This is a genomic window from Rhizobium sp. P2_G2, assembly GCF_056403555.1.
Genome location: NZ_JBFUFF010000185.1, coordinates 1 through 7105, shown reverse-complemented (window position 1 = coordinate 7105; position 7105 = coordinate 1). Strand labels below are relative to the sequence as shown.

At 59.0% G+C, this 7105-nt stretch carries 6 protein-coding genes and 1 pseudogene; 4 read left to right on the top strand and 3 right to left on the bottom strand.

The features are described 5' to 3' along the window. The coding region (locus AC1D06_RS41135; protein WP_477991209.1) for a glutamine amidotransferase-related protein at positions 1-624 on the top strand (624 nt) is incomplete at its 5' end. 307 nt (positions 625-931) lie between these two features. Here the strand turns inward: AC1D06_RS41135 and radC are convergent. The 3 genes from radC to AC1D06_RS41120 form a co-directional block, all read right to left on the bottom strand. Further along, positions 932-1771, bottom strand: a complete 840-nt coding sequence (gene radC / locus AC1D06_RS41130) for a RadC family protein (protein WP_477991208.1) — start codon at positions 1769-1771, stop codon at positions 932-934. Between the two features lie 9 nt (positions 1772-1780). Further along, the gene (map, locus tag AC1D06_RS41125; protein WP_477991207.1) at positions 1781-2605 is read right to left on the bottom strand and encodes a type I methionyl aminopeptidase; all 825 of its coding nucleotides are present in this window, start codon (positions 2603-2605) and stop codon (positions 1781-1783) included. A 195-nt stretch (positions 2606-2800) separates the two neighbouring features. Continuing rightward, the gene (locus AC1D06_RS41120) at positions 2801-4642 is read right to left on the bottom strand and encodes a PHA/PHB synthase family protein (protein WP_477883567.1); all 1842 of its coding nucleotides are present in this window, start codon (positions 4640-4642) and stop codon (positions 2801-2803) included. Positions 4643-4777: 135 nt separating this feature from the next. Between AC1D06_RS41120 and AC1D06_RS41115 the strand changes: the two genes are divergently transcribed. The 3 genes and pseudogenes from AC1D06_RS41115 to AC1D06_RS41105 form a co-directional block, all read left to right on the top strand. Beyond that, positions 4778-5107 (top strand): hypothetical protein, encoded by a 330-nt coding sequence (locus AC1D06_RS41115; protein WP_477883566.1) that lies wholly within the window; start codon positions 4778-4780, stop codon positions 5105-5107. A gap of 18 nt (positions 5108-5125) precedes the next feature. After that, positions 5126-5752: a LysE family translocator gene (locus AC1D06_RS41110; RefSeq protein WP_477991205.1), complete on the top strand. Its 627-nt coding sequence runs from the start codon at positions 5126-5128 to the stop codon at positions 5750-5752. A 181-nt stretch (positions 5753-5933) separates the two neighbouring features. Continuing rightward, positions 5934-7105 (top strand): annotated as a pseudogene (locus AC1D06_RS41105) (hypothetical protein); the annotation flags it as partial.

Here is a 7105-nt window from a genome sequence, read left to right as displayed (position 1 = left end):
GAAGACCCGTCGCCCTATCTCGAAAAGGTGCATGGCATCCTCGTGCCGGGCGGTTTCGGCGAGCGTGGTTCGGAAGGCAAGATCCGCGCGGCGCGCTTTGCCCGTGAACGCAAGGTGCCATATTTCGGTATCTGCTTCGGCATGCAGATGGCCGTCGTCGAGGCAGCCCGCAGCCTGGCTGGCATCGAAGGCGCATCATCTACGGAATTCGGCAAGACCAAGGAGCCCGTCGTCGGTCTGATGACCGAATGGATCAAGGGTAACGAGCTGGAGAAGCGTTCGGCCAGCGGCGATCTCGGCGGCACGATGCGCCTCGGCGCCTATCGCGCGGTGCTGAAGAAAGAGACGCGGATCGCCGACATCTATGGTTCGACCGAAATTTCCGAGCGGCACCGACATCGCTACGAAGTCAATGTCGACTATAAGGAGCGGTTGGAAGGTTGCGGCCTGGTGTTTTCAGGCATGTCGCCGGACGGCGTCCTTCCCGAGACGATCGAATATGCCGACCATCCCTGGTTCATTGGCGTTCAGTATCATCCGGAGTTGAAGAGCCGGCCATTTGAGCCGCATCCGCTGTTTGCCAGCTTCGTAGAAGCCGCGCTGGAGCAAAGCCGGTTGGTTTAACGGCCGGCTCAATCATTTCATACGGTTGCACAAAGGACCGGACGCGGGGCAGGGCCGGCGTCATCGCGATGATTGCCCGGCTAATGTTTTACAATAGCTTTTGCGGCGAAGACATTGGTTTATAGAAGTTAATCGCGCCAAACAAGGCTGGTTTGGTGCGATTTCTTTCGTGCAGACAATATCTTGGCTCACCACCGCGTCAGATGGCGATCGGCGTCCTGGCTAAACAATAGTTTGGGCAGAGCCATTAGCCGACGAAGGTCTGCAATCCCGATTCTTGATTGCATAGCCGGCTCGCAGCGCAATGTCAGAACAGCCGCAGGCTCTTCATGCTGGCGTGCCCGTCCTTGCCGATGATGATGTGATCGTGGACAGTGATGCCAAGCGGCTGGGCGCTACTGACGATCGTCTGCGTCATCTCGATATCGGCGCGTGACGGGGTCGGGTCGCCCGAGGGATGGTTGTGCACCAGGACGATCGCAGTGGCCGATAGTTCCAGCGCCCGCTTGATGACCTCGCGTGGATAAACCGGCGCATGGTCCACCGTGCCGCGCTGCTGTACTTCGTCGGCAATCAACTGGTTGCGCTTGTCGAGAAACAGGATGCGGAACTGCTCGTTGGTTTCGTAGGCCATGGCCTGGTGGCAATAGTCGATGACCGATTTCCAGGAGCCGAGCACCTTCTTGCCCTTGATCTCGCTTCTGAGCGTACGGTGCGCGACGGCGGAAACCAGCTTGATGTCGGCTGCGACCGCTTCGCCGATGCCGTTGACTTCCTCCAGCAAATGCAGCGGCGCGCCGAACACGCCGGCCAGCGTGCCGAAGCGTTCGAGCAAGGCTTTGGCGACAGGCTTGGTGTCGCGGCGCGGGATCAGGCGGAAGAGCAGGAGTTCCAGCAGTTCGTAATCTACGAGTGCGGTGTCGCCGAGCTCGCGGAATTTCGTGCGCAGCCGTTCGCGGTGGCCGTGATAATGCGGCTCGGGCTGGAGCGGTTCGGTCTTTGCCGGCGGCTTTTTGGAGTTTATCTGCGGGAAAGTGTCAGCGAAGGCGAATAGGCCGCGTTCATCGGCCGGCTCGGCTTCCGCGGCCGCCTCGATGGACTCCTCCGATGGCGACGAGAATCCGGGCTCCTGCGGCCGACGCGCCATGTTGGCTCCTCAGCTCAGGCCCGGACGATCGAGGCCGGTCGGCGACAGCGTGAAGATTTCGCAGCCATCCTTGGTCACGCCGACGGTGTGTTCGTACTGAGCCGAGAGAGAGCGGTCGCGGGTAACAGCCGTCCAGCCGTCGGAGAGCACTTTCACATGCGGCCGGCCGAGATTGATCATCGGCTCGATGGTAAAGATCATGCCTTCCTTTAATTCCGGGCCTTCATTGGCGTGACCGTAATGCAGGATGTTGGGCGCGTCGTGGAACAGGCGGCCAACGCCGTGGCCGCAAAAATCGCGCACCACCGAGCAGCGCTCGCGCTCGGCATAGTTCTGGATGACTTCGCCGATGGCACCGGTGCGTGCACCGGGCCGCACCGTGCCGATGCCGCGCATCAGGCACTCGTAGGTGACTTCGAGCAGGCGCTCGGCGGCGCGCTTGATTTCGCCCACCGGATAGCTGCGGCTCGAATCGCCATGCCAGCCGTCGAGGATATAAGTCACGTCGATGTTGACGATGTCGCCCTCGCGCAACGGCTTGTCGTCGGGGATGCCATGGCAGACGACGTGGTTGATCGAGGTGCAGGAAGACTTGCGATAGCCGCGATAATTCAGCGTCGCCGGCAGTGCGCCGTGGTCAAGGCCGAATTCCAGAACGAAGCGGTCGATCTCGTTGGTGGTAACCCCGGGCTGGACCATCGGCACCAATGCATCGAGGCAGCGCGAGGTCAGCTGGCAGGCCTTGCGCATGCCCTCGAAATCCTCTGGACCGTAAATACGGATCACGCCCGTATTCTTCATCGGTGCGGAATAGGCTTCGATATAGGTGACCATGCGGGATAGCTTTCACTTGCGGGAACCAGAGGGACTCTATGCCGGGTTCAGACCGGCCAATCAAGCATTTCCGTAATTCGCGGCATCCTGGACCCTAAGCGGACTTTCGCTGGCAAGCCAACGAAAGTCCGCTTAATCCTTTGTCTTGTCGCAGGTTCTTGTCGGAAAACCGTGGGACACTGTTCCGGAACCTGCTTAGACCCGAACCTTCACATAGGAGCCGGGTGCCTCCTCGATCGGGTTGAGATTGGTGCCGCCGGGAATGCGCGGCTTGGCCTTCCTGGCATCATGTTCGAGAATCCAGGCATGCCAGTGCGGCCACCAGGACCCAGCGCTTTCGGTGGCGTTGGCCAGCCAATCCTCGAACTCGCCTTCGACTGGGCCGTTGCTCCAATACTGGTATTTCATCTTGTCTGGCGGGTTGACGACGCCGGCAATGTGGCCGGAGCCGGAGACGATATAGGTGACATCGCCGCCGAACAGCTTTGAGCCGACAAAGACAGACTTCGCCGGCGCGATATGATCCTCGCGGGTGGCGAGGTTGTAGACGGGTATTTTCACTTGGCCGAGGTCGAGCTGCTTGCCGCCCAATGTCATCTCGCCGCGGGCGAGAGTGTTGTTGAGGTAGCAGTTGCGCAGGTAGAAGGAATGATTGGCCGCCGCCATGCGGGTCGAATCGGCATTCCAGTAGAGAAGGTCGAAGGGCGTCGGCTCCTGACCCTTGAGATAGTTGTTGACGAAATAGGGCCAGATCAGTTCCGAGGCGCGCAGCATGTTGAAGGCGAGCGCCATTTTCGAGCCATCCAAAAAACCCTCGGCGGCCATGCTTTTCTCGATCGCCTGCACCTGCTCCTCGTCGACGAAGACTTTGAGGTCGCCGGCATGGGTGAAATCGACCTGGGTGGTGAACAGCGTTACCGTCTTGATGCGCTTGTCGCCGCGCGCCGCATGCAGGGCCAGCGTCGCCGCCAACAGGGTGCCGCCGACGCAATAACCGATGGCATTGACATCCTTCTCGCCGGTGGCCTTGGCGATGGTATCGAGGGCGAAATCCACGCCCTCGGCGGAATAATCGTTCCAGTCCTTCAGCGCGTGCCGGGCATCGGGATTGGCCCAGGAGACGACGAAGACGGTATGGCCCTGCTCGACGCACCACTTGATAAACGACTTCTGCGGATTGAGATCGAGCACATAATATTTGTTGATCCAGGGCGGGACGATGAGAAGAGGGCGCTTCAGCACATCCGGCGTCGTCGCGTCATACTGGATGATCTGGCAGAGATCGTTCTCGGCGATCACCTTGCCCGGCGTCACCGCCATGTTCTCGCCGACCTTGAACTTGGTCATGTCGGTCTGGCGGATGCGCAGTTCGCCGTGGCCGGTCTTGATGTCCTCGGCGAGCTTCTTCATCCCCTCGACGAGATTGGCGCCGCTCTGTGCCACCGTCTCCTTATAGAGAACCGGGTTGGTCAGCACGAAATTGGTCGGCGACAGCGCCGCGGACACCTGCCTGACATAGAAGGCCGCCTTGTGGCGCGTGTGGTCGTCCAGGCCATCGGCATTGGTGACAAGTTTTTCCGCCCAGTCTGTGGTGACCGTATAGATCTGGCGCAGGAAATCGAAGAAGAGATTGTCCTTCCAGTCGTTTGACGAGAATCGCTTGTCTTCCCGGACCAGTGGCGCGGCCGGCGTCTGATCGCCGGAAACGCGCATCAGAGATCGCATCCAGATATTGTAATAAGTGGAAAACAGCAGCGTCTGCGCCTGCAGCGATCGTTGCGGATCGGCGACCCAGTATTCCACCACCTTGGACAGGGTGCGGACAATGTCCGTCATCGGATCGAGGGTATCCAGCTTCTCGCCGCTCTCGCGAGGCCTCAGCCATTCTCCCGCCGCTTTGCCGAGATTTTCCAGCGATCGCGCCAGGTTGAGCGTCATCATCTCGGGATTCTTGACGACGAAAGGCTCGAATGCGGCGGGATCGAAGCCAGGTATTCCCTTGCCGGATTTGTCGTCGGAGCCGCTTGTGTCACTCATGAGGATGCATCTCTTCCGGCATTGGCTTGGTTCGGTTTGGATTACTCTGCATGAAGCGCATTGCAATTTCCACCGTTTAGAGACATGAAGTCGTAAATTCATGTTGGTGGCGAAAGTGAGCCGGATATGGCGTCGATGGCGCAGCTGAAATCGTTGTCGAGCCGCGTTCTTCTGATTGGTGGGCTTTTGGTGCTTTCCGCCTGCTCGCAATCCATCGACGAGAACAAGGCGCTGCTCGCAGGCGACGAGCCCGTGCCCAAGGATACGAAATATCCCGATTTCTCCAAGCCGCTGACTTCGGCGATGGACCAGATGTCGGACGAAGAGGCGAAGGCTCAGCAAGCGCAGCTTGCGGGTCTTGCGAGCCAGCGCCGCCGCGGCACGATCTCAGAAGCGGAATATCGGCGACGTGTTCAGGAAATGCGCAAGCTCAAGGCCACAGTGCCTGAGAAACCAGCCACCTGACGCTTCGGAGTCCTCGATATGCCGGCCGCTTCCACACTTGCGATCTTTGCGCTCATCTGCGTCGGAATGGTGCTGACGCCCGGGCCGAACATGGTCTATCTCGTCTCACGTTCAATCTCGCAGGGGCGGGCCGCGGGCCTAGTCTCGCTGGTCGGAGTTGCGGTCGGCCTCGTCTTCTATGTGTGCTGCGCTTCACTCGGCATCACGTCGCTGTTCGTGGCGGTGCCCTTCGCCTATGAAGCCTTGAAGCTTGGTGGGGCGGCCTATCTGCTCTATCTCGCATGGCAGGCGGTCAGGCCAGGTGGCCGTTCGCCGTTCCAGGTGAAGAACCTGCCGGTCGACAGCCCGCGCAGGCTGTTTTCCATGGGCCTGGTGACCGCGCTTCTCAACCCGAAGGTCGCAGTCCTTTATCTCTCGCTGCTGCCGCAGTTCATTCATCCTGAACAGGGCAGTGTGCTGGCCCAATCGCTCGTGCTCGGCTTTACCCAGGTCCTCGTCAGCATCACCTTCAATTCGCTGATCGTCGTTGTCGCCGGGTTGATCGCGGCCTTCCTGGCGAGCCGGCCAAGGGTGATGGTCATCCAGCGCTGGCTAATGGGCACGGTTCTCGCCGGCTTTGCGGTCCGGATGGCGGCTGAACGGTAAACCAACGCCTCCCTAGTGAATTTCCGTATACTTTCCGACATCGCGATGAAGATCGAGTTCCATTTCATACAATCATGCGGATTTTATTGAAAAATGAAATCCAAATAAAAAATTTCATAAACGCAGAATAACCTTTGCCGATTTTCCGTTTTCTCTGTGAAACCAACACACGGAGGCTAAAATGGCATTACATGAAATTAACGGTGTCCTGACTCAGAATCTGCAGATCGACACCACCGGTGACACCTGGCTCATCAACGACAGCGCCACATTCGCGAACTGCGGGATCGTTCTCAACAACACGGCGAGCGGCAATCGGGTTCTGTTCAATGGCGAGATTTCGACGAACAAGGTCGGAATTTACGAATTTGGGGGTGCCTCCGGCGACAATATCATTCTCGGCAAAGAAGCGAGTGTCTCAGCACTCACCGCAGCTTCCCTTTACGGTGACGGCACCAAGTTCACCAACTACGGCGCGATGGGAAGCTCGGTCGACGGCGGCACGGGTGCACACCTTGCCGGCGGCGTACAGCTGTTTCGCAATTTCGGAATGGTTGAGGTAACGGGAGCAGCCAAGTCAGTCGGCGTTTTGATTGAAGCGACCGATGGGGTGATGGTCGAAAATCATGGCACGATCAGTTCCAAGGTCACCGGCATTGAGGTGAGGAATGGAAGCGCCGACATCGTCAACGAAAAAGGCGGCAGCATTACCGGCGACGACTTCGGCGTCAGGCTCGGCACCGACAACTTCCTGGACACGCAGACATCGCTTGTCAATGCCGGCACGATCTCATCCAAAGACACTGCCATCGAAGGCGGCGCCATGGGAGATGTGGTTTCCAACAGTGGTACGATAGACGGAACGATCGTACTGAGGGGCGGAAACGACAGTTTCGTCAATACGGGCGTGATCAACGGCGACATCTTCCTCAACGGCGGCAACGACCTTTTCTCCAACAAGGGTGGCACCTGGACCGCAGTCGGCATGCTCGACAGTGGCGATGGCAATGACACGATCGATCTGAGGGGCGGCACCGCTACCACAGGCCAAGGTGCGACGCCGCAGATTTGGGGCGAAAGCGGCAACGACACCTATATCGTCGACAAGGCCACCTTCGATTTGCGGGAGAACGCCAATGGTGGCGGCATCGATACCGTCAAGAGCACGGTGTCCTTTGCGCTTGCCGACAATTTCGAAGACCTGACCCTGCTCGGCCTCAAAAACATCGACGGCAACGGCAACAGCGCCGACAACGTCATCACGGGCAATGCCGGCAACAATATTCTCAATGGCATGGGTGGCGAGGACTTGATCGACGGCGGCGCGGGGATCGACACGCTCGTTTTCGATCC

Bases quoted from the DNA above. Each gene is read 5' to 3' on its own strand.
- radC (WP_477991208.1), bottom strand. From the start codon at position 1,771: ATGGCGCGTCGGCCGCAGGAGCCCGGATTCTCGTCGCCATCGGAGGAG.
- map (WP_477991207.1), bottom strand. From the start codon at position 2,605: ATGGTCACCTATATCGAAGCCTATTCCGCACCGATGAAGAATACGGGC.
- AC1D06_RS41120 (WP_477883567.1), bottom strand. From the start codon at position 4,642: ATGAGTGACACAAGCGGCTCCGACGACAAATCCGGCAAGGGAATACCT.
- AC1D06_RS41115 (WP_477883566.1), top strand. From the start codon at position 4,778: ATGGCGCAGCTGAAATCGTTGTCGAGCCGCGTTCTTCTGATTGGTGGG.
- AC1D06_RS41110 (WP_477991205.1), top strand. From the start codon at position 5,126: ATGCCGGCCGCTTCCACACTTGCGATCTTTGCGCTCATCTGCGTCGGA.